This window comes from Caballeronia sp. ATUFL_F2_KS9A (assembly GCF_023630765.1).
Taxonomy (GTDB): Bacteria; Pseudomonadota; Gammaproteobacteria; order Burkholderiales; family Burkholderiaceae; genus Caballeronia; species Caballeronia zhejiangensis.
In genome coordinates this window covers 20,869-41,160 of the sequence record NZ_JALQEK010000039.1, presented here as the reverse complement: position 1 = coordinate 41,160, position 20,292 = coordinate 20,869, and the positions used below count along the sequence as shown (strand labels likewise).

Sequence of the window (20,292 nt, the reverse complement as noted above, 5' to 3'; positions counted from 1 at the left end):
CGCCGCTACCACGGCGAGCCGGCGGGCGACGGACCATCGGCGTGCTGGCCGAGATAGTGACGCAGATGATCGACGAAAACCGCGACCTTCGGCGACAGATTCAGCCGTTCGGGATAGACCGCGTAGATATCGGCGGGCGGCGTGTCGTATTCGCTCAACACCTGAACCAGCCTTCCGCTGCGCAGATACTTCGCGACGTCCCATTCCGCGCGCATGAGAATGCCGCGCCCTTCGAGCGCCCAGTTCAGCGCCACTTCGCCGTCGTTGGTGCTGAGCTTGCCGTGCACTTTCACGGTCTCCGTGCGCCCGCTGCGCGTCAGACGCCAGTTGCCATAGGCGGCCTCGTTCTGACGCAGCACGATGCATTGATGCGAAGTCAGATCATGCGGATGCGCCGGCTCACCGGCCACACGCAAATATCCCGGCGACGACACCAGAAGCCGCCGATTCGACGCGATCTTCTTCGCGATCAGCCGTGAATCCGGCATCTCGCCGAAGCGCACGGACACGTCGATGCTCTCGTCCGGCAGGCTGATCGGCCGATCGGTCAGATGCAGTTGCACTTCGACATCGGGAAACGCCTCGCTGAATTCCGAGATCGCCGGACCGATATACGACCGCCCGAATCCCAACGGCGCATTGACGCGCAACAGTCCTTTCGGCGCGGCCCGGCTGCTGGAGACCGTCCGCTCCATGTCGTCGATGTCGCTCAATATTCGCTGGGCGTTCGCGAAATACACCTCGCCTTCGCTCGTCAGGCTGATGCGCCGCGTCGTGCGGTTGAGCAGGCGCACGCCGAGCCGGTCTTCGAGCGAAGAGAGCCGCCGCGAGACCGCCGGCGGCGTCAGATTCAGCTCTCGCGCGGTCGCGGCCAGACTGCCTTGCTTCACCAGCAGGCAGAAGAATCCCAGTTCCGAGTCGGTGCCCATTCGTGATTTTTTTGCAATGATGAATTAAGTTTAAGTCGATTCATACGCGATTCCAACGGTTTTAACCTAGGCGTCAGCTCACGTAAAGGGCGACCGCTTCGAGCCGACGTTCGAAGACGGCATCAAAACCGCACCAGACGGTTTCGAACCCTATCAATCGGAATCAGGAGACGTTCCATGGAAATGGACATCGAGAAGCGCACTCTGCGCAAGGTCAGCTGGCGCATCGTGCCGTTCATCATGCTGCTGTACTTCATCGCGTATATCGACCGGGTGAATATCGGCTTCGCGGCGCTCACGATGAAGACCGACCTCGGCTTCACCGCGTCGATTCTCGGCTTCGGCGCGGGCATCTTCTTCTGGGGCTATTTCCTGTTCGAAGTGCCGTCGAACATCGTGCTGCACAAGGTCGGCGCGCGCATCTGGATTGCGCGGGTCATGGTGACGTGGGCGATCATCTCGGCGGCGATGGCGTTCGTCACCGGGCCGACGAGCTTCTACATCATCCGCTTCCTGCTGGGCGCGGCCGAAGCGGGCTTCTTCCCCGGCATCATCCTGTATCTCAGCTACTGGTTTCCCGCGCGGCATCGCGCTGGCGTCGTCGCGTTCTTCATGGCCGCCGCGCCGCTTTCCACCGCGCTCGGCTCGCCGCTGTCCGCCGCGCTGCTCGAAATGGACGGCGTAATGGGACTGCACGGATGGCAATGGCTCTTCATCCTCGAAGCCGTGCCGGCGCTCATTCTCGGCGTGGTCGTCTTCTTCTACATGACCGACAAGCCCGAGAAGGCCAAATGGCTGAAGGACGACGAGCGCAACTGGCTGGTCGATGTCATGAACGCCGAAACCGCCAGCCGCGCGACCACGGCGAAGCACGGCATCATCAGCGGCCTTGCGAATCCCCGCGTAATCGCGCTGTCGCTGATTTACTTCGGCACGTCGGCGGGGCTGTACACGCTCGGCATCTGGGCGCCGCAGATCATCAAGCAACTGGGCGTGTCGTCGATGACCGTCGGCCTGCTCAACGCGATTCCGCCGATCGTGTCCGTCATCGCGATGGTGCTGTGGTCGCGCCATTCGGATCGCACCGGCGAGCGAACCTGGCACGTCGTGCTGGCGTGCGTCGCGGCGGCGGTCGGCCTGATCGTGGCGGCGATGGCCAATAGCGTCGTCGGTCTGATCGCCTCGCTGACGCTGGTGAACATCGGCATCAGTTGCGCGAAGCCGCCGCTCTGGACCATGCCGACGATGTTTCTCTCCGGCGCGGCGGCCGCCACCGGCATCGCGACGATCAACTCGATCGGCAATCTGGGCGGCTTCGCCGGTCCGGTCGTCATCGGCTGGCTCAAGGAATCGACGGGCAGCTATGCGGGCGGCCTCTATTTCGTCGCCGGTCTTCTCGTGATGTCCGCCGTGCTGACCTTGCTTCTCGCCCGCTCGCAGAAGCCTTCGGTATCGACCAGCAACGCCGCCGCACACTGAAAAAGCACGCGCGCGTCCCCCAACTCAACACGTCGTAGAGGAATCAAGATGGAAAAGGAAGCGGCCATTCAGTCCGTCACGGACACCATGGCGAAGTTCACCGCCTATATCGGCAAGCGCCTGCCGAAGGATGTCAAGGCGAAGCTCGCGGAATTGCGCACGATGGAAACCAATCCGCTCGCCAAGTCGATTTACGATTCGATGGACAGCAACCAGGACGCCGCCGACAAGCTGAACCGTCCGAGCTGTCAGGACACGGGCGTGATCCAGTATTTCGTCGAGGCGGGCGCGAATTTTCCGCTGCTCGGCGAGCTCGAGGAAATCCTTCAGGAAGCCACCGCCGGCGCGACGAAGCTCGGGCCTTTGCGTCACAACGCCGTCGAAACGTTCGACGAGAAGAACACGGGCACGAACACCGGCACGCAGATTCCGTGGCTCGACTGGCGCATCGTGCCGGAGAAGGACAGCTGCACGATCGACGTCTACATGGCGGGCGGCGGCTGCACGCTTCCCGGCGCGGCGAAGGTTCTGATGCCGGGGCAAGGCTATGAAGGCGTCGCCGAATTCGTGATGGACGTCATCACCGAGCGCGGCGTGAATGCGTGCCCGCCGCTGCTCGTCGGCGTCGGCGTATCCACTTCGGTCGAGACTGCCGCGCGACTGTCGAAGCTGGCGATCCTTCGTCCGGTCGATTCGAAGAGCGCGAATCCGCGCGCCGCGCTGATGGAAGAGCTGCTCGAACAAGGGCTCAACGAAGTCGGCATCGGCCCTCAGGGGCTCACCGGAAACAATAGCGTGATGGGCGTCAATATCGAATCGTCGGCGCGGCATCCGTCGACCATCGGCGTGGCCATCAACACCGGATGCTGGGCGCATCGCCGCGGCAAGATCCGCATCAACGCAGACATGTCCTACGAAGTGCTCTCGCATGAAGGAGTCGTACTGTGAAGAAGGTTCTGACAACCCCCATCAAAAGCGAAGACCTCGAGGATCTGAAGGTCGGCGACGTCGTCTATCTGACGGGGCGCCTGGTGACGTGCCGCGATGTCGCGCATCGTCGATTGATCGAGCAAGGGCGCGAGCTGCCCGTCGATCTCAACGGCGGCGCGATCTTTCATGCGGGCCCGATCGTGCGCAAGAAGGACGACGGCGCGTTCGAGATGGTGTCCATCGGACCGACGACGAGCATGCGCATGGAGAAATTCGAGCGCGAGTTCATCGAGCAGACCGGCGTGAAGCTGATCGTCGGCAAAGGCGGCATGGGACCGGAAACGGCCGCGGGCTGCATGGAGCACAAGGCGGTTCATGCGATCTTCCCGGGCGGATGCGCGGTGCTCGCGGCGACGCTCGTCGAGGAAATCGAAGGCGCCGAATGGCAGGATCTCGGCATGCCCGAAACCTTGTGGATCAACCGCGTGAAGGAGTTCGGCCCGCTGATCATCTCGATCGATACCAAGGGCAACAATCTCATCCAGGAAAACAAGGCGGTCTTCAACGAGAGAAAGAAGCCGATCCTCGAAAAGATCAGCAAGGAACTCAGCTTCATCAAGTAGCGGCTTTAGACGAGCGCCTCGCGTTGCCGTCTTCGGAATTCGGGGTTCGGGCATACTACTCGGCGGCAGGTTTGCCGAACAGCGTCGATCTGCGACGCCCCTATCCCGAACCACGGACAGAGAGATGAACGCAAGCAACCGCAGCGCCGGCGAACGCTACGTCGTTGGCGTCGACGTCGGCACCGGCAGCGCACGCGCCGGAATTTTCGATACCGCCGGCAACATGGCCGCATCGGCGAAAAAGGACATCACGCTGTTTCACGAAAGCGGCGGCATCGTCGAGCAATCGAGCGGCGAAATCTGGAGCGCCGTCTGCCACGCTGTGAACGCGGCGCTCGCGCAGGCGGCAATCGCGCCGGAGTCCGTCGCGGGCATCAGCTTCGATGCAACCTGCTCGCTCGTCGTGCTCGGCGATGGCGGCAAACCGCTGCCCGTGGGACCGTCGGAGCAGGCGGAACGCGACATCGTCGTCTGGATGGATCATCGCGCGATCGGGCAGGCGGAGCGCATCAACGCGACCGGCCACGCGGTGCTGAAATACGTCGGCGGCAGGATCTCACCGGAAATGGAGACGCCGAAGCTGTTGTGGCTTCTGGAAAACCGTCCGCGCGTCTTCGACGCCGCATGGCAATTCTTCGATCTCACCGACTTCCTGACATGGCGCGCGACCGGCGATACGTCGAGGTCGGTCTGCACCGTGACCTGCAAGTGGACCTATCTCGCGCATGAACGGCGCTGGGACGAGAGCTATTTCCGGACCATCGGTCTCGGCGCGCTGGCGGACGAGGGCTTCGCGCGCATCGGCCAGCAGGTGGTCGAACCGGGCACGCGGCTCGGCAACGGGCTGACCGAACGCGCCGCCGCGGAACTCGGGCTGATCGCGGGCACGCCGGTCGGCGCGGGCGTGATCGATGCCCATGCGGGCGGCATCGGCACCGTGGGCGCACAGGGCGATCCGGAGTCGTGCCTCGCCTATGTGTTCGGCACGTCGTCATGCACGATGACGACGACCGCCGAGCCGGTCTTCGTGCCCGGCGTCTGGGGCCCGTACTTCTCGGCGATGGTGCCGCAGGCGTGGCTCAACGAAGGCGGTCAATCGGTCGCCGGCGCGGCGATCGAGCGCCTGCTCGCGATGCAGCCCGCCGCCGCCGAAGCCACGCTTCGCGCGAAAGAGCGCGGCGAATCGCTGCCGGCCATGCTCGCCGGCTTGGCGGCTCAGGCCTCCGGCAGCCTGTCGGACGCGGTGAAGCTCGCCGATGGCCTGCACGTCGTCCCGGAGTTTCTCGGCAACCGCGCGCCCTTCGCCGATCCGCACGCGCGCGCGGTCATCGCCGGTCTCGGCATGGAAGCCGGCCTCGACAATCTGGTCGCGCTGTATGTCGCCGGCGTATGCAGCATCGCTTATGGTCTGCGGCAGATCATCGAAGCGCAGGCGGACGCCGGCGCGCCGATCGAGCGCGTGATGATCAGCGGCGGCGCGGGCCGGCTCGATCTCGTCCGGCAGCTGCTCGCCGATGCGACCGGCAAGCCGGTGCTGGCCACGCAGGTCGATGAGCCGGTGCTGCTCGGCGCCGCGATGCTCGGCGCGGTGGCGGGCGGTCTGTTCGGCGACGTTCGATCGGCGATGAGCGGCATGGCGCGCGTCGAAAAAACCTACGCGCCGGCAACGGGCGATCTCGCGCGCCTTCACGACGCGCGGTATCGGGCATTCATCCGCTTGCAGCGTTGCGCACGGGAAATCCGCGAAGACTAGCGGGGAAAAGTACGGACGCGCGGTGCGCTCCGTCGTCTTTTTACTTGACATCTAAATTATCCAAACCTAAATTATCACGAGGAAAGACACGAGTCGGAGAGCAAGCATGCGTATCGTCTGCATCGGCGGAGGTCCGGCGGGCCTGTATTTCGCGCTTTTGATGAAGCGCCGCCATCCCGCTTACGACATCACCGTCGTCGAACGCAACCGTCCTTACGACACGTTCGGCTGGGGCGTCGTGTTCTCCGACCAGACGCTCGGCAACCTGCGCGCGGCGGACCCGCCAAGCGCCGATGCCATTCTCGACGCCTTCAATCACTGGGACGACATCGACGTCCACATCGGCGGGCGCACCGTGCGCTCGTCGGGTCACGGCTTCTGCGGCATCGGCCGCAAACGTCTGCTGAATATCCTGCAAGCGCGTTGCGAAGACCTCGGCGTGAAGCTCGTCTTCGAAACGCAAGTCACGAACGACGAGGACTACGACGCCGACCTCATCATCGCGAGCGACGGATTGAACAGCGCGATTCGGCAGAAATACGCGTCGACGTATCAGCCCGATATCGACATGCGCGATTGCCGCTTCGTGTGGCTCGGCACGCACAAGTGCTTCGACGCATTCACGTTCGCGTTCGAAAAAACGGAATGGGGCTGGTTTCAGGCGCATGCTTATCGCTTCGATGAAGACACGTCGACGTTCATCGTCGAGGCACCCGAACGCGTATGGCGTGCGGCCGGCCTCGCCGACATGAGCAAGGAAGACGGCATCGCGTTCTGCGAAAAGCTTTTTGCGAAGCATCTCGACGGCCACGCGCTGATCTCGAACGCCACGCACTTGCGCGGATCGGCGCAATGGATCCGCTTTCCGCGCGTCGTCAATCGCGAATGGGTGCATTGGCGCGAATCCGCGAACGGCAAACGGACGCCCGTCGTGTTGATGGGCGATGCCGCGCATACCGCGCATTTTTCGATCGGATCGGGGACGAAGCTCGCGCTCGAAGATGCGATCGAACTCGCGAACAGCATCGACACTGCGTTCGCGATGAAGAACGGCGATCTCGAAGGCGCGCTCGCGCATTACACGCAAGTACGCAGCGTCGATGTATTGCGCATTCAGAATGCCGCGCGCAATTCGACGGAGTGGTTCGAGCATGTGGATCGATACGCGTCGTTCGAGCCCGAGCAGTTTGCATACTCGTTGCTCACGCGCTCGCAGCGCATTTCGCATGAAAACCTGCGCGAGCGCGATGCAGGATATCTCGCCTCATTCGAAGACTGGCTGGCCGCGCGTGCGGGCATCGAGCGCAACGCGCGGCAACGATCCGTTCCGCCGATGTTCACGCCGTTCACATTGCGCGGCGTCACGCTGAAGAATCGCGTGGTCGTTTCGCCGATGGCGCAGTATTCCGCCGTCGATGGCATCGCGGGCGACTATCACCTGATGCATCTCGGCGCGCGCGCGATGGGCGGCGCCGCGCTCGTGATGACCGAGATGACCTGCGTGTCGCCCGAAGCGCGCATCACGCCGGGATGTCCGGGCATGTATGCGCCGGAGCATCTCGCGGCGTGGAAGCGCATCGTCGATTTCGTGCATGCGCAATCGGATGCGAAGATCGGCATGCAGCTCGGCCATGCGGGCGCGAAGGCATCGACGCGCGTGAGCTGGGAAGGCATCGATCAACCGCTTCCCGATGGCAACTGGCCGCTGGTTTCCGCATCGCCACAACAGTATCTGCAAGGCGTGAGCCAATGGTCGCGCGAGGCATCGCACGACGAATTGCGCGAGATCGAAACGCAGTTCGTGCGCGCCACGGAAATGGCCGCGCTTGCAGGCTTCGACTGGCTCGAACTGCACTGCGCGCATGGCTACTTTCTGTCGAGCTTTCTCTCGCCGCTGACGAATCATCGCACTGACGAATACGGCGGCTCGCTCGAAAATCGCCTGCGTTATCCGCTCGAAGTATTCAAGGCGATGCGCGCCGTGTGGCCGCAAGACAAGCCGATGTCCGTTCGCATTTCCGCGCACGATTGGGTCGATGGCGGGACGACGCCCGACGACGCCGTCGAGATCGCGCGCGCATTCAAGGCCGCCGGCGCGGACATGATCGACGTCTCTTCAGGGCAAGTCAGCAAGCAGGAGAAGCCTGTGTTCGGGCGCATGTTCCAGACGCCGTTCGCGGATCGCATACGCAATGAAGCGGGTATCGCGACCATCGCGGTCGGCGCGATCTCGGAAGCAGATCACGTGAACAGCATCATCGCCGCGGGACGTGCGGACTTGTGCGCGGTGGCGCGCCCGCATCTCGCGAATCCATCGTGGACATTGAACGAGGCCGCGAAGATCGGCTACTTCGATATCGCGTGGCCGAAGCAGTACGCGGCCGCCAAATCGCAACTGGAACGCAATCTCGAACGCGAGCGCGCACTGGCCGCCGACAATGCGCGCCTCACGCCGCAAGAACGCGCGCAACGCGCTGAAGGAACGGTCTGATCATGACGACTCTCGCCGACAAACACGCGGTCGTGACAGGCGGTGGCAGCGGCATCGGCGCATCGTGCGCAGAGGCGCTCGCGCATGCCGGCGCACGCATCACGCTGATGGGCCGCGATCTCGCGCGCCTCGAAGCGCAACGCGACGCGATGCGCGATTACGCCGACGTCGCGTGCATACGCGTCGATGTGACGAATGAAGCCGCCGTCGCCGAAGCCTTCTCGCGCGCCGGTCCGGCCGATATCCTCGTGAACAACGCAGGCCACGCGCAAGCCGCGCCTTTCACGCAAACCGATGCGGCACTGTGGCAACGCATGATCGACGTCAATCTCACCGGCGTGTTCTTCTGCACGCGCGCCGTGTTGCCGTCGATGCTGGAGCGTGGCTTTGGCCGCATCGTGAATGTCGCGAGCACGGCGGGACAAATCGGTTATGCGTATGTCGCGGCGTATTGCGCGGCGAAGCATGGCGTCATCGGTCTCACGCGCGCGCTCGCTCTCGAAGTCGCGACGAAGGGCATAACCGTCAACGCGGTATGCCCCGGTTATACCGAAACCGAGCTGCTGCGCGCATCGCTCGATCAGATCATGTCGAAGACCGCGCGCAGCGAACAGCACGCACGCGATGCGCTCGTGCGCAACAACCCGCAACGCCGTTTCGTGCAGCCGGAAGAAGTCGCCAACGCCGTGCTATGGCTGTGCGCGCCCGGTTCCGATGCGATGAACGGCCAGTCGATATCCGTATCAGGTGGAGAAGTAACGTGAGCAACATCGCAGGCAACAAGAAGACGAACGCCGCAACCGAGCAGAAAGCGCCGCGCAAGGGCGTGGAGAAACCGGCGGACAACGTCGTCGATCTCGAGATGAGCACCGGCGCCGACAGCCACATGGGACTGCGCTTATGGCTGCGCATGCTGACCACGACGAACCTCGTGCAAGCCGAACTGCGCAAGCGCCTGCGCACCGAGTTCGATACGACGTTGCCGCGCTTCGACCTGATGGCCCAACTCGAACGTCATCCCGAGGGCCTGAAGATGACCGAGCTATCGCGCCGCATGATGGTCACCGGCGGCAATGTGACGGGCATCACGGATCAGCTCGAAAAAGAAGGACTGGTATCGCGTTATGCCGATCCGAACGATCGCCGTTCGACGAGCGTGCGTCTCACGCCGCAAGGCCGCGCCGCGTTCGACAAGATGGCGACCGCGCATGAGCAATGGGTCGTCGAAATGTTCGGCGGTCTCGAACTGAACGAAAAATCGCAGACGCATCAGCGGCTCGGCAAGCTAAAGCAGCATCTGATGAAGACGCTGAAGGACTAAGGAGACACAGATGAGCTCATCGAGCGCCGATGCGCTTCTCGCCGGCAATCGCGTAACGCTCGCGGACTATCGCGCGACGCACTTCGGATGGTCCGTCACGAACGATGTCGCGACGATCATGCTGAACCGGCCCGAACGCAAGAACCCGCTGACGTTCGGATCGTATGCGGAGTTGCGCGATCTGTTTCGGCAACTCGCCTATGCGACCGATGTGAAAGCCGTCGTGATCCACGGCGCGGGCGACAACTTCTGCTCCGGCGGCGACGTGCATGAAATCATCGCACCGCTGATCGATCTACCGATGCCCGAGCTATTGCTCTTCACTCGCATGACGGGCGATCTCGTCAAGGCGATGCGTCATTGCCCGCAGCCGATCATAGCCGCCGTCGATGGCGTCTGCGCGGGCGCGGGCGCGATCCTCGCGATGGCGTCCGACATGCGTCTCGGCACCGCGCGCAGCAAGCTCGCATTTCTCTTTGCGCGCGTCGGTCTCGCGGGCTGCGACATGGGCGCCTGTTCGATTCTGCCGCGCATCATCGGTCAGGGACGCGCTGCCGAATTGCTCTTCACGGGCCGCTCGGCAAGCGGCGACGAAGGCTATCACTGGGGCTTCTACAACCGCCTTTGCGCACCCGAAACCTTGCTCGACGAAGCCGCGAAGCTCGCGTCCGAACTCGTCGCCGGGCCGACCTTCGCGCACGGCATCACGAAGAAGATGCTGCATCAGGAATGGAGGATGAGCATCGACGAAGCGATCGAATCGGAAGCGCAGGCGCAAGCCATCTGCATGAGCACGCGCGATTTCGAGCGCGCCTATCGCGCGTTCGCGGGGAAGACGCGTCCCGTGTTCGAAGGAGACTGAATGAACGCCGATCCACACAGCGCGCTCGCATGGCCCTTCTTCGATGAGAGACATCGCGAACTCGCACGCGATGCCGATGCATGGGCGAACGAGCATCTGAAGCATGTCGATCACGCCGATACCGACGCGGCCTGCAAGCGCCTCGTGCGCATGCTCGGCGATGCCGGATGGCTCAGGCATTGCATCGGCGGCACCCGATACGGCGCATCGAACGATACGATCGACACGCGCGCCGTGTGCCTGCTGCGCGAAACGCTCGCGAAACACGACGGCCTCGCGGACTTCGCCTTCGCGATGCAAGGGCTCGGCTCGGGCGCCATATCGCTCGCCGGCACCGATGCGCAGAAAGAGCGCTATTTGCCGCGCGTCGCGAACGGCACTGCATTGGCGGCGTTCGCGTTGTCGGAACCGGAAGCGGGATCGGATGTCGCGGCGATGTCGCTCGATGCGCGCGCCGATGGCGACGCCTACGTGCTGAACGGCGACAAGACGTGGATATCGAACGGCGGCATCGCGGACTTCCATGTCGTGTTCGCGCGCACAGGCGAAGCGCCGGGCTCGCGCGGCATCAGCGCGTTCATCGTCGATGCGGATACGCCCGGCTTGCAGATCGCCGAACGCATCGACGTGATCGCGCCGCATCCGCTCGCGCGCCTGCACTTCGAGAACGCGCGCGTGCCGCGCAGTCAGATGCTGGGCGCCGCGGGCGAAGGCTTCAAGATCGCGATGCGCACGCTCGATATCTTCCGCACGTCGGTGGCGGCGGCATCGCTCGGCTTCGCGCGTCACGCGATGCAGGAAGGGCTCGAACGCGCCGCATCGCGCAAGATGTTCGGCCAGACGCTCGGCGACTTTCAGCTCACGCAGGCGAAGCTCGCGCAGATGGCGTTGACCATCGACACGAGCGCGCTGCTCGTGTATCGCGCCGCGTGGCTGCGCGATCAGGGCGAGAGCGTGACGCGCGAAGCCGCGATGGCGAAATGGCACGCGAGCGAAGGCGCGCAACAGGTCATCGATGCAGCCGTGCAGTTGTGGGGCGGCCTCGGCGTGAAGAGCGGTACGGCGGTCGAATCGCTGTATCGCGAGATACGCGCGCTGCGCATCTATGAAGGCGCGACGGAAGTGCAGCAGTTGATCGTCGGACGCGACTTGCTCAAGGCGCACGGAGCACATCAACGATGACACAACGCTTCGACATGCCGATGCGAATCCGCTTCGCGCACTGCGATCCGGCGGGCATCGTGTACTTTCCGCAATACCTGGTGATGACGAACATGCTCGTCGAAGACTGGTTCGACGATGCGCTCGGCATCGACTACGCGCACATGATCTCGCGGCGCCGCGTCGGACTTCCCATCGTCAAGCTCAATTGCGAGTTCTCGCGACCGAGCCGCATGGGCGAAACGGTGACGCTGTCGCTCGCGGTCGATTCCGTCGGACAGCGCTCGATCCGCATCGACATCGTCTGTCATTGCGACGGCGAAGTGCGCTTTCGCGCGAAGCAGGTCCTCGTGACGACATCGCTCGACGATGGCCGCTCGATCGCCATTCCCGGCGACATCGCCCTCGCGATCGAACGGTTCGCGCCGGGCACGAGCCGCGCACTTCAAGAGGAATCACGCTCATGAAAAAGACCCTTCAGCCTTCGGACTGGATCAAGCCGCGCGGTTACGCGAACGGCGTCGCGGTGCGCGGCACGCAGGTGTTCATCGCGGGGCAGATCGGCTGGGACGAAGAGGCGCGCTTCGTCAGCAACGCATTCGGCGCTCAGGCCGCGCAGGCGCTGCGCAATATCGTGGCCGTGCTGCGCGAAGCGGGCGGCAAGCCGGAGCATCTCGTTCGCATGACGTGGTACGTGACCGACAAGCGCGCGTATCTCGCGGCGGCGAAGGAAATCGGCGCGGCATTCCGCGAGCTGATCGGCGATTACGACATCGCGATGAGTGCGGTGCAAGTCGTCGCGCTCATCGAAGACGATGCGCTGGTGGAGATCGAAGCCACGGCTGTTATCCCCGACTAAGCGGAGGACACGATGGAACGCTCGGCACACATCGATACTTTCGCGCGCGATCATCTGCCGCCGCAGGAACAATGGCCGGTGCTCATGCTCGACAATGCGGACGTCGCTTATCCGGCGCGCGTGAATTGCGCGACCGAATTGCTGGATCGCGCGATCGAAAGCGGACATGGCGATCGCACGGCAATCTGGTCCGATGCGAACGGCGAGCCGCACGCAACGACGTATCGCGAGTTGCGCACGCTCGTGAATCGCAGCGCGCATGTGCTCGTCGATGAAATGGGTTTGCGTCCGGGCAATCGCGTGTTGTTGCGCGGGCCGAATACGTTGCAGATGGCCGTCGCGTTCTTCGCGGCGCTGAAGGCCGGTCTCGTCGTCGTGCCGACGATGCCGCTGCTGCGCGCGAAAGAACTGAAGCAGATCATCGAGAAGGCGCGGATATCGGCGGCGCTATGCGATGTGCGTCTCATGGAAGAACTGCAGCGCTGCACGACGAAAGGCGACGACTTCCATTGCGAAGCGCTCGCGCAGGTGCTGACGTTTCACGACGATGCACCCGCGTCGCTCGAATCGCTGGCTCGAAGCAAGCCCGACCATTTCGATGCCTGCGACACTGCCGCCGACGACGTGTGCCTCATCGCATTCACGAGCGGCACGACCGGCGCGCCGAAAGGCTGCATGCACTTTCATCGCGACGTCCTTGCGATGTGCGATCTGTTCCCGCGACACATCCTGAAGCCCACGGCCGACGATGTGTTCTGCGGCACGCCGCCGCTCGCGTTCACGTTCGGCCTCGGCGGCCTGCTGTGCTTTCCATTGCGCGTGGGCGCGTCGACGATCCTGCTCGAAAAGCTCACGCCCGAAACGCTCCTGCAAACCGTGCAGCGCTTTCGCGCGACGATCATGTTCACTGCGCCGACGTTCTATCGGCAGATGGCGCCGCTCATCGAAGGCTTCGATGTGTCGAGCCTGAAGAAGACCGTGTCGGCGGGCGAAGCGTTGCCCGATTCCACGCGCGCGTCATGGCGCGAAGCGAGCGGCATCGAAATGATCGACGGCATCGGCGGCACGGAGATGATCCATATCTTCGTTTCGTCGGCGGGTGCGGACGTGCGCGAGCACGCGATCGGACGCGCGGTGCCGGGCTATATCGTGCAGGCCGTCGACGATGCGATGCAGCCGGTGCCGCCCGGAACCATCGGCAAGCTCGCGGTGCGCGGCCCGACGGGTTGCCGCTATCTCGCCGATGAACGTCAGTCGAAATTCGTGCGCGACGGCTGGAACTTGCCCGGCGATTCCGTCGTGATCGATGATGACGGTTACGTGTTCTATCAGGCGCGCGCCGACGACATGATCGTATCGGCGGGCTACAACATCTCCGGGCCGGAAGTGGAAAGCGTGCTGATGCAGCATGAAGCGGTGGCGGAATGCGGCGTGATCGGCGTGCCCGATGAAACGCGCGGGCAAGCGGTAAAGGCGTTCGTCGTGCTCAATCCCGGTTTCACCGGCGACGATGCGCTCATCGCTGAATTGCAGGCGTTCGTCAAGCGCATTGTCGCGCCTTACAAGTATCCGCGCATCGTGACGTTTCTAACGGCGTTGCCGCGCACCGAGACGGGCAAGCTCAAGCGCTTCGCGTTGCGCTCGATGTAGCAAGCTCGAAAAACGTTTGCTTGGTAGAGTATGGCTCACGCCCGCCGCGAGGCGGCTTGCCCACTCTTCCGAGCAAACAAGAAAAATGGTTCTGACGCATCGACTCCTTGCCGTTTCCCTCTTTGCCGCATTCGCATTGACGTCGCAAGCCGCATCGGCGGCGAACAAGACGCTCGTGTTCTGTTCCGAAGGCAGCCCCGCCGGTTTCGATTCCGCGCAATACACGACGAGCACCGACTTCGATGCGGGCGCGCATGCGGTCTACGATCAGCTCGTCGAATTCAAGCGCGGCACGCTCGATCTCGTGCCGGGTCTCGCCGAGAAGTGGGATGAGTCCGCGGATGCGAAGACCTTCACGTTTCATCTTCGGCGCGGCGTGAAGTTTCAGTCGACCGCCTGGTTCAAGCCGACGCGCGACTTCGACGCGGACGATGTCGTATTCACGTTCAAGCGCATGATCGATCCGAACGAGCCGTTTCAGAAGGCGCATCCCGTCAGCTTCCCGTATCTGACCGATCTCGGCTACGACAAGAACATTGCATCCGTCGACAAGCTCGACGACTACACCGTGCGCTTCACGTTGAAGACGCCTGATGTCGTGTTCGTGCGCAACATCGCGATGGAGTTCGCATCGATCGTATCGGCGGAATATGCCGCGCAACTGCTGAAGCAGGGCAAGCCGGAAGACCTCAATCAGAAGCCAGTGGGCACGGGCGCGTTCGCGTTCCGCGACTATCAGAAGGACGCGACGATCCGCTACGACGCCAATCCGACTTACTGGAACCGCAAGGACGTGCATATCGACAAGCTGGTTTTCTCGATCACGCCCGATGCCGCCGTGCGTCAGCAGAAGCTATCGAGCGGAGAATGCCAGGTGACGTCGTTTCCGCGTCCCGCCGACATTGCCGCAGCGAAGCAGGATCCGAAGCTCACGGTGCTGTCGGGCGTCGGCTTCAACGTCGCGTATGTGGGCTACAACACGACGCACAAGCCGCTCGATAACGTGAACGTGCGCCGCGCGCTCGACATGGCGATCGACAAGCAGGCGATCATCAAGACGGTCTACGAAGGCGCAGCGACCATCGCGACGAATCCGATGCCGCCGTCGCAATGGTCGTATAACAAGGCGCTGAAGGACGCACCGCGCGACCCCGCGAAGGCGAAGGAACTGCTGAAGGAAGCGGGCTTTGCAAACGGCTTCACGATCACGCTATGGGCGATGCCGGTGCAGCGCGGCTATAACCCGAACGCGCGTCTGATGGCGCAACTGATTCAATCGGACTGGGCGAAGATCGGCGTGAAGGCGAACATCGTCACTTACGAATGGGCCGAGTACAACAAGCGCGCGAAGACGAACGGCGAGCACGACGCGATTCTTTACGGCTGGCTCGGCGACAACGGCGATCCAGACAACTGGCTCGGCACGACGCTCGGTTGCGACGCGGTTCACGGCAGCAACATGGCGAAGTGGTGCAACAGGCAGTTCGACGATCTGCTCGCGAAAGCGCGTCTCGTCACCGATCAGAACGCGCGCACGAAGCTCTATGAAGAAGCGCAAGTGGTGTTCAAGGATCAGGTGCCGTACACGCCGCTCGCGCACGCCAACATCTTCCAGCCGATATCGAAACGCGTGCATGGCTATCTGATCAGTCCGCTCGGCGGACATCGTTTCGACGGCATCACGTTCGATTGAGCGATCAGCCACCGCGATACCACGCATCGATGCTGTCGTGCTGCTCGTGTTCGATTGGCGGCGTCTTGGCAGCGTCGGGCATTTCGTGTCCGGTGCTCTTCGCGCGCATCCCATGAACCACCCGCGCGCTGTTCTCCTTGTGCGATACATGCTTCACCGCGCTTTCGCACTGCATGTTCGCCGCGCCGCAATCGTGCGCGAACGCAGGCACGGCCGACGACGCCGCGCTCGCGGCGAGAAGAACGGCGATGGTCTTCGCTTTCATGGCAACCCCGTGAATCCGTCGATAAAAAGAGGCGCGATCCGTCGACACGGTTCCCGGAATGAAATCATCGTGCCGACGGCATCGCGCCCGCTTCATCAAATGCATGGCTCGTGCCAATGACGCGCTGAATCGCCGTGAGCGTTGCGTGTAAAGGGATTGGCGCGTTGAGCGATGATCGCGTCAAGGCGCTCCTGTCGGACCGAGGCCAACGCTTGCGCGTCGCGTGTGCGATGCAATCCGACATTGCAATGATGCGAGTGTCGTTTTCTGCCGATTCAAGGACGCGTGAGCGAAGGCATGCACGCGCCGCGACCCGCACACTCTGATCATTCATCGTGCCGAGGGCCCCGCGCCCCATCGGCGGCCTTCCGCGCGAACGCAACGCAGTCCCTCGCGTTCGCCGCGAAATCAGGAGTGAGACAATTGAGCCTCTCGCACGAGCGCAACGCCCGAAGCAAAACGTCGCCGCATCTCACGCTGGGCGATATCACGGTAGTCGACCATGCCTTGCTGAAACGTGCCGTCGGCGCGATGGCGCTCGGCAACGCCATGGAATGGTTCGACTTTGGCGTGTATAGCTATATCGCCGTCGTGCTGGGGAAAGTATTTTTTCCGTCGAGCAGTCCGTCCGCGCAGTTGATCGCGACCTTCGGCACGTTCGCCGCTGCGTTTCTCGTGCGTCCTGTCGGCGGGATGGTCTTCGGGCCGCTCGGCGACAGGATCGGCCGCCAGCGCGTGCTCGCAATGACGATGATCATGATGGCCGTCGGCACGTTCTGCATCGGCCTGATTCCGAGCTATCACTCGATCGGCATTCTCGCGCCCGTTCTCCTGCTCGTCGCGCGTCTCGTGCAAGGCTTCTCGACGGGCGGCGAATACGGCGGCGCGGCGACGTTCATCGCTGAGTTCTCGACCGATGCGCGGCGCGGCTTCTATGGCAGCTTTCTGGAGGTCGGCACGCTCGCGGGCTATATCCTCGGCGCGGGCACGGTCGCGTTGCTGACCGCCCTGCTCCCGCACGACGCGCTGCTTTCATGGGGATGGCGCGTGCCGTTCATGATCGCGGGTCCGCTCGGGCTGGTCGGCTTGTATATCCGCATGAAGCTCGAAGAGACGCCCGCGTTCAAGAAGGAAGCCGAGACGCGCGAGGCGCATGAACGGTCGCGACCGAAACAATCGTTGGCCGAACTGCTGTCGCGGCAATTCAAGCCGATGATGCAATGCGTCGGCCTCGTGCTGATCTTCAACGTTACCGACTATATGGCGCTGTCGTATCTGCCGAGCTTTCTTTCGGCGACGCTGCACTTCGATGAAACGCACGGCCTGTTTCTCGTGTTGCTCGTGATGATGCTGATGATCCCGATGACGCTCTTCGCGGGCCATCTCTCCGATCTCATCGGCCGCAAGCCGGTGATGATAATCGGCTGCATCGGGCTTTTCGCGCTGTCGATTCCCGCGTTGCTGCTCGTTCAAACGGGCGCGATGCTTCCGGTGTTTCTCGGCTTGCTGATACTCGGCGCGCTGCTATCGACGTTCACCGGCGTGATGCCTTCATCGCTGCCCGCGCTCTTTCCGACGCGCATTCGTTATGGCGCGCTCGCCATCGGTTTCAACGTATCCGTGTCGCTCTTCGGCGGCACGACGCCGCTCGTCACGGCGTGGCTCGTCGATGCGACCGGCAATCTGATGATGCCCGCGTATTACCTGATGGCGGCATCCGTGATTGGCGTGGTGTCCGTGCTCGCGTTGCGCGAGACGGCGCGTCAGCCTTTGCTCGGCTCAGGGCCGTGCGTCGCAACGAAGGCCGAAGCGCTCGCTCTTACGCGCAAGAAGTTGAAGGTGGTGCCGGCGGGCAAGCGCGAGCGTGAGGTCGTGGTGCAGAGGAAGCGAGCGTGAAGGCGTTGGCCGCGAGGACGCAGCCCGTTTTCACCTGATTGGAGCGCGCCGGTAGAGACGTAGAGCCCCCAAATGATGCCTTGGGGGCGGGGGGTTTCAGCGCGGTCAATGAATCATTGCAATCCTACCGGTTGTCTTTCGATGAAACATTCGTATAGGACGCGTCAGGTTCATGCAATCATTGCTGAACGTATTCGAACAATAGGTTCGTCGAAAGCGATCTGAAGTTCTTGCTGACGTAGAACGTGAACTTGGGCCAGGTCGTCAAGACGAGATGACCCGAGAAAGGCAGCGTCGTTCTTCCGCCGACGTTCTTCGTTTGCGATCCGAAGTAATAAGGATCCGGATAGCTTGGATCTCGCTCCAATTGATCCGGCGGGAGGTTGATATACACGCGAACCAGGTCGTTATCGCCTGTCGATGGAGCCGCGATTCCAGTGATCAGGCCGGAGACGCGGTACAAACCCTTTGTCTTTATGGCGATAGCACCATCGTTTGCGTCGATCGTGACTGGGTCACCGCCTTGGTTGTTGAGGCCCCAACGACCGTTCCAAACGTTGAAAGTCGAATCATACTCAACCATTTCATCGTCGCGCAGACCGACAAAGAAAATGCAAGACATGGTTATTATCCTTGTGTATCTAGATGTGCATATTGAGCGTCCGCCTCAACAAGACGACAGACGCGAGTAAGCTTAGATATCGATTCGCACGGCGTCGATTGTTGCGAATGAGTTTTTTACAAAAGGAGAAGAGTAACGAAACAAGAATGATCGATGTCAAGCTTTCATGCGGCGGTCAGATCACGAATGGTACACTTCGGCATCCGTAATATTTATGGCAGGGGAAATACGTGAAAAACCACCGCACCGGCATACTCGTCTACGTAGACAATGCTGCCACAATGCTCGAGGAATTCTCGTGGCTGTACAAAAGCTTGATCTTCTCGGGTGCAACTGCGACGTGTGATCTCATCGCCGTCTGCCACCCTGACGCCCTGAAGAAACTTCCTTCAAACGATCGAATTCGATACATCACCGCGCTACCCTTCGCGGACGAGCATGCCGCGTGGTCGGACTATAAGTTCATCAATTCGGTAGCAAATCTAGTCAGCCCCGCTGTATTCGACCTCTGTCGTGAGTACGAATACATCCTCAAAACAGATTGCGACACGTTTGTGACTTCTGCGTTAGTCGAGTTTGAGCCATCAGGTCTTTGCCTCGGATTCGGCGCATATGCTTATTCGGAGTCGGTCCGTCGAAAACTAGCCGAATGCAGTGAGCGATGGGGGTTCCCGCATAACGGCACGCACAACGTGGGCGCGTCGGTTCTCGGCCCTACGGAAATGGTGCTGAACTTTTTGGCTTCTCAGATGGAAAATTGCGAACGTCTTCTGCAAGAAGAGTTCGCCGACTTTACGGGCGAGTGGCCGGGCTGGAGCAAGCAGGTTTTGACCATGTACGCTGGCGAACTTGCCCTGCGCCTCACGTATCCGCAACGCTGTTCGCTTGGCTTACTTGATCACTTCACCTCGGGAGATCGAAAAATTGCAAGCGATGTCCTGCACATTCACGCGTGGCACACGGACTGTTATTGGTCGAAGCACGACTTTCGAGCGGGAAAATATGGAACGATCGAACTGGGGCACATTGATCGAACAACCTTGGGTGGCTATTGTCATTGGCTCGCCGCGGCTACATTAGACGAAGTTAAGGCCGCGGCACGAACGTTATCACGCTAGGGCGGCATTCATCCCCCGACCGCATCTCTCAACGCCTCTAGAAACCTGACATAAGCCGTCGCACCGGGATCCGCGTGCCCGATGCTGCGCTCCTGCACCCATGCAGCGCGGCCCTTCTTCGACTGCATCGTGGCAGTCGCGCTGACCTGCTCGCGTGCCTTGGCGACCATGGCATCGAGCGTGTCCGTCGCGCTGCCTTGCGATGCGGCCAGCACATCGAGACTCGGCACGAGCGCATCGAGCACGGTCTTGTCGCCGACCTGACTCTTGCCGCGTTCGATGATGCGCGCCGCCACCGCCTGACCGATCGAAAGCGCATCGTCGCGGCCGATCGCGTCCTTGTCCTTCACCGTCTTCGCCGCTGCGATCAATCCGCCGCCGACGAGCGCCGCGAACGTCGACGGATTCGCCGTCGAGAATGCCTTGGCCGCGGCCAGCATGATGTCGTTCAACGTCGCCTCGTCGGGCAATGCGTTCAACGCTTTCACGACTGCCGTCGATCCCGCCTGCACCGTGATGCCGAGATCGCCATCGCCGAGCGCCGCGTCGAGATCGCGCAGTTCATCGGCGTGTGCGGGAAGCGCGTTCAGCGCGCGCGTGAGGATATCCCGCAGTTCCTTGCTCGTCACACTCATTGCAC

General features: G+C 62.3%; 19 protein-coding genes. 15 read left to right on the top strand and 4 right to left on the bottom strand.

What is annotated here, in order from left to right; translation table 11 throughout:
- Positions 1-5: 5 nt before the first annotated feature.
- Positions 6-929: a LysR family transcriptional regulator gene (locus tag NCS67_RS25235; RefSeq protein ID WP_008347501.1), complete on the bottom strand. Its 924-nt coding sequence runs from the start codon at positions 927-929 to the stop codon at positions 6-8.
- Between the two features lie 177 nt (positions 930-1,106).
- Here NCS67_RS25235 and NCS67_RS25230 point away from each other — a divergent pair, with 177 nt between their 5' ends.
- The 13 genes from NCS67_RS25230 to NCS67_RS25170 all read left to right on the top strand — a co-directional run bounded on the left by NCS67_RS25230 (position 1,107) and on the right by NCS67_RS25170 (position 15,751).
- The gene (locus NCS67_RS25230) at positions 1,107-2,408 is read left to right on the top strand and encodes an MFS transporter (protein WP_008347500.1); all 1,302 of its coding nucleotides are present in this window, start codon (positions 1,107-1,109) and stop codon (positions 2,406-2,408) included.
- Between the two features lie 48 nt (positions 2,409-2,456).
- A complete protein-coding gene (gene ttdA / locus NCS67_RS25225) occupies positions 2,457-3,356 on the top strand; it encodes a L(+)-tartrate dehydratase subunit alpha (protein ID WP_008347498.1) in 900 nt (299 codons plus the stop codon).
- Positions 3,353-3,961: a L(+)-tartrate dehydratase subunit beta gene (gene ttdB, locus NCS67_RS25220; RefSeq protein WP_175980506.1), complete on the top strand. Its 609-nt coding sequence runs from the start codon at positions 3,353-3,355 to the stop codon at positions 3,959-3,961. Before ttdA ends, ttdB begins: the two co-directional genes overlap by 4 nt.
- A 124-nt stretch (positions 3,962-4,085) precedes the next feature.
- Positions 4,086-5,714, top strand: coding sequence for an FGGY-family carbohydrate kinase (locus NCS67_RS25215; RefSeq protein WP_250437103.1), 1,629 nt, complete (start codon positions 4,086-4,088; stop codon positions 5,712-5,714).
- Positions 5,715-5,820: 106 nt separating this feature from the next.
- Complete coding sequence (locus NCS67_RS25210; protein ID WP_250437100.1) at positions 5,821-8,205, top strand: bifunctional salicylyl-CoA 5-hydroxylase/oxidoreductase; 2,385 nt, start codon at positions 5,821-5,823, stop codon at positions 8,203-8,205.
- Positions 8,206-8,207: 2 nt separating this feature from the next.
- Positions 8,208-8,969 (top strand): SDR family NAD(P)-dependent oxidoreductase, encoded by a 762-nt coding sequence (locus tag NCS67_RS25205; protein ID WP_250437099.1) that lies wholly within the window; start codon positions 8,208-8,210, stop codon positions 8,967-8,969.
- Positions 8,966-9,526: a MarR family winged helix-turn-helix transcriptional regulator gene (locus NCS67_RS25200; protein WP_250437098.1), complete on the top strand. Its 561-nt coding sequence runs from the start codon at positions 8,966-8,968 to the stop codon at positions 9,524-9,526. The genes NCS67_RS25205 and NCS67_RS25200 overlap by 4 nt, the downstream gene beginning before the upstream one ends.
- A gap of 10 nt (positions 9,527-9,536) precedes the next feature.
- Positions 9,537-10,388: an enoyl-CoA hydratase family protein gene (locus NCS67_RS25195; protein ID WP_250437097.1), complete on the top strand. Its 852-nt coding sequence runs from the start codon at positions 9,537-9,539 to the stop codon at positions 10,386-10,388.
- On the top strand, positions 10,389-11,570 hold the full coding sequence (locus tag NCS67_RS25190; protein WP_008347485.1) for an acyl-CoA dehydrogenase family protein: 1,182 nt from the start codon (positions 10,389-10,391) through the stop codon (positions 11,568-11,570).
- Positions 11,567-12,016 carry an acyl-CoA thioesterase gene (locus NCS67_RS25185; protein ID WP_008347484.1) on the top strand — a complete coding sequence of 150 codons (450 nt, stop codon included), beginning with the start codon at positions 11,567-11,569 and terminating at the stop codon, positions 12,014-12,016. The genes NCS67_RS25190 and NCS67_RS25185 overlap by 4 nt, the downstream gene beginning before the upstream one ends.
- Positions 12,013-12,408, top strand: a complete 396-nt coding sequence (locus NCS67_RS25180; RefSeq protein ID WP_008347482.1) for a RidA family protein — start codon at positions 12,013-12,015, stop codon at positions 12,406-12,408. Before NCS67_RS25185 ends, NCS67_RS25180 begins: the two co-directional genes overlap by 4 nt.
- A 12-nt stretch (positions 12,409-12,420) precedes the next feature.
- Positions 12,421-14,058, top strand: a complete 1,638-nt coding sequence (locus tag NCS67_RS25175; RefSeq protein ID WP_250437096.1) for an AMP-binding protein — start codon at positions 12,421-12,423, stop codon at positions 14,056-14,058.
- Between the two features lie 85 nt (positions 14,059-14,143).
- The gene (locus tag NCS67_RS25170) at positions 14,144-15,751 is read left to right on the top strand and encodes an ABC transporter substrate-binding protein (protein ID WP_250437095.1); all 1,608 of its coding nucleotides are present in this window, start codon (positions 14,144-14,146) and stop codon (positions 15,749-15,751) included.
- Positions 15,752-15,755: 4 nt separating this feature from the next.
- Here NCS67_RS25170 and NCS67_RS25165 read toward each other — a convergent pair whose 3' ends face one another.
- Entirely contained in the window at positions 15,756-16,016 is a 261-nt protein-coding gene (locus NCS67_RS25165; protein WP_250437094.1) for a hypothetical protein, read from the bottom strand.
- Positions 16,017-16,439: 423 nt separating this feature from the next.
- On the opposite strand from NCS67_RS25165, the gene proP reads away from it, so the two are divergent.
- Positions 16,440-17,912 (top strand): glycine betaine/L-proline transporter ProP, encoded by a 1,473-nt coding sequence (gene proP / locus NCS67_RS25160; RefSeq protein WP_008347474.1) that lies wholly within the window; start codon positions 16,440-16,442, stop codon positions 17,910-17,912.
- Between the two features lie 178 nt (positions 17,913-18,090).
- Here the strand turns inward: proP and NCS67_RS25155 are convergent, their stop codons facing one another.
- Positions 18,091-18,534, bottom strand: coding sequence for a hypothetical protein (locus tag NCS67_RS25155; protein ID WP_250437092.1), 444 nt, complete (start codon positions 18,532-18,534; stop codon positions 18,091-18,093).
- A 230-nt stretch (positions 18,535-18,764) separates the two neighbouring features.
- Between NCS67_RS25155 and NCS67_RS25150 the strand changes: the two genes are divergently transcribed.
- On the top strand, positions 18,765-19,652 hold the full coding sequence (locus NCS67_RS25150) for a DUF7164 domain-containing protein (protein ID WP_250437091.1): 888 nt from the start codon (positions 18,765-18,767) through the stop codon (positions 19,650-19,652).
- A gap of 8 nt (positions 19,653-19,660) precedes the next feature.
- On the opposite strand, the gene NCS67_RS25145 is transcribed toward NCS67_RS25150, so the two are convergent.
- Positions 19,661-20,287: a DAK2 domain-containing protein gene (locus NCS67_RS25145; protein ID WP_250437090.1), complete on the bottom strand. Its 627-nt coding sequence runs from the start codon at positions 20,285-20,287 to the stop codon at positions 19,661-19,663.
- Positions 20,288-20,292: the final 5 nt, after the last annotated feature.

Excerpts from the sequence above, each read along its gene's own strand:
- NCS67_RS25235 (WP_008347501.1), bottom strand. The coding sequence starts at position 929 with ATGGGCACCGACTCGGAACTGGGATTCTTCTGCCTGCTGGTGAAGCAA.
- NCS67_RS25230 (WP_008347500.1), top strand. The coding sequence starts at position 1,107 with ATGGAAATGGACATCGAGAAGCGCACTCTGCGCAAGGTCAGCTGGCGC.
- ttdA (WP_008347498.1), top strand. The coding sequence starts at position 2,457 with ATGGAAAAGGAAGCGGCCATTCAGTCCGTCACGGACACCATGGCGAAG.
- NCS67_RS25215 (WP_250437103.1), top strand. The coding sequence starts at position 4,086 with ATGAACGCAAGCAACCGCAGCGCCGGCGAACGCTACGTCGTTGGCGTC.
- NCS67_RS25210 (WP_250437100.1), top strand. The coding sequence starts at position 5,821 with ATGCGTATCGTCTGCATCGGCGGAGGTCCGGCGGGCCTGTATTTCGCG.
- NCS67_RS25205 (WP_250437099.1), top strand. The coding sequence starts at position 8,208 with ATGACGACTCTCGCCGACAAACACGCGGTCGTGACAGGCGGTGGCAGC.
- NCS67_RS25195 (WP_250437097.1), top strand. The coding sequence starts at position 9,537 with ATGAGCTCATCGAGCGCCGATGCGCTTCTCGCCGGCAATCGCGTAACG.
- NCS67_RS25190 (WP_008347485.1), top strand. The coding sequence starts at position 10,389 with ATGAACGCCGATCCACACAGCGCGCTCGCATGGCCCTTCTTCGATGAG.
- NCS67_RS25185 (WP_008347484.1), top strand. The coding sequence starts at position 11,567 with ATGACACAACGCTTCGACATGCCGATGCGAATCCGCTTCGCGCACTGC.
- NCS67_RS25180 (WP_008347482.1), top strand. The coding sequence starts at position 12,013 with ATGAAAAAGACCCTTCAGCCTTCGGACTGGATCAAGCCGCGCGGTTAC.
- NCS67_RS25175 (WP_250437096.1), top strand. The coding sequence starts at position 12,421 with ATGGAACGCTCGGCACACATCGATACTTTCGCGCGCGATCATCTGCCG.
- NCS67_RS25170 (WP_250437095.1), top strand. The coding sequence starts at position 14,144 with ATGGTTCTGACGCATCGACTCCTTGCCGTTTCCCTCTTTGCCGCATTC.
- NCS67_RS25165 (WP_250437094.1), bottom strand. The coding sequence starts at position 16,016 with ATGAAAGCGAAGACCATCGCCGTTCTTCTCGCCGCGAGCGCGGCGTCG.
- NCS67_RS25155 (WP_250437092.1), bottom strand. The coding sequence starts at position 18,534 with ATGTCTTGCATTTTCTTTGTCGGTCTGCGCGACGATGAAATGGTTGAG.
- NCS67_RS25145 (WP_250437090.1), bottom strand. The coding sequence starts at position 20,287 with ATGAGTGTGACGAGCAAGGAACTGCGGGATATCCTCACGCGCGCGCTG.